Raw genomic sequence first — 928 nt, 5'->3', positions numbered from 1 at the left:
ACCAGACGTCTAGGCGAACGCATGGTCCCTCCGGGGTCCCGTGGGGGTCTACATAAAAGAGATTGGCCATGAGTGACAGAACCGCAATCTGGCTCTTGCCTCTGCTATGCGCATTGCAAGCAATGAGTTCGCCCGCTGCGGCCGCCAAGGTCCTTCCTCGGGAGGTGCAAGCAAACATTGATGAAGCGATGAAGGGCTGCGATGAAAAAATCACCTTCAAGAAGGGTTTTTTGACGCGCCGCGACATCAACGGCGACGGACAGTCAGATTTTATTCTAGACTACGGTCGCTTCAGGTGCGGTGACTCGGTCGCCCTTTACTGCGGCTCTGCAGGTTGCACCACCGTCGTGTTCGCATCGCTGGCGGACAGCCGTTTTGTTAAGGTGCTGGACAGCAACGTGCAGGGATTGAGCTTCTCAACTGAGGGGGGGCTTGCAACGATGAAGGTGCGACTGCACGGATCATCCTGCGGTAAGTCTGGCGTGGAGCCCTGCAGCTCGACGACCTACTGGAACGGGTCGAACTTCGGATCAGCACATTGAGAAGCCGGATTGAAGCACTCGCCTTGCCGCGCCTTCGTGTTCGGCAGAGGCGCTTCTGGAGGCGGAGTTCCTCTCGTTTGTGAGGCGGTGAGATTCGCTTGCGGCGCGAGCATCAGTTGCCAAAGCAAGCAAGAGGCGCATTCGGCCGAGCGAAGAGGGCCTATCGAGTAGAGGTTTTTCAGAGCTCGAACATCGCCCCCTTGAGAACCCCAGTCCAGATGCCGCGCAATGTAAAATAATCGCCTTACTTCTCGCAATCGCCTTCGAACCTGACTTTACCGTTTGGTCGCTCTGGACTTCTTCACTTCGCGCTCCGCTCCAGCGAAGATCCCAAGAGTTTGACCTTCGCTAGTGCGAACTTGCGCGGGAGGCCCCGGATCGGTCCC

General features: G+C 57.4%; 1 protein-coding gene. It reads left to right on the top strand.

The window, feature by feature from the left end:
* The first annotated feature begins 68 nt into the window (after window positions 1-68).
* A complete protein-coding gene (locus ACKAE7_RS21060) occupies window positions 69-542 on the top strand; it encodes a hypothetical protein (protein ID WP_407104253.1) in 474 nt (157 codons plus the stop codon).
* Window positions 543-928 lie beyond the last annotated feature (386 nt).

Origin of the sequence: Pseudarthrobacter sp. NKDBFgelt (genome assembly GCF_046097905.1) — a bacterium.
GTDB classification, from domain to species: Bacteria; Actinomycetota; Actinomycetes; order Actinomycetales; family Micrococcaceae; genus Arthrobacter; species Arthrobacter polychromogenes.
Note: the sequence above shows the minus strand (reverse complement) of the source record. Positions and strands in the feature narration are given on the sequence as shown.

Coding starts and splice junctions, on each gene's coding strand:
- ACKAE7_RS21060 (WP_407104253.1), top strand. CDS start 69: ATGAGTGACAGAACCGCAATCTGGCTCTTGCCTCTGCTATGCGCATTG.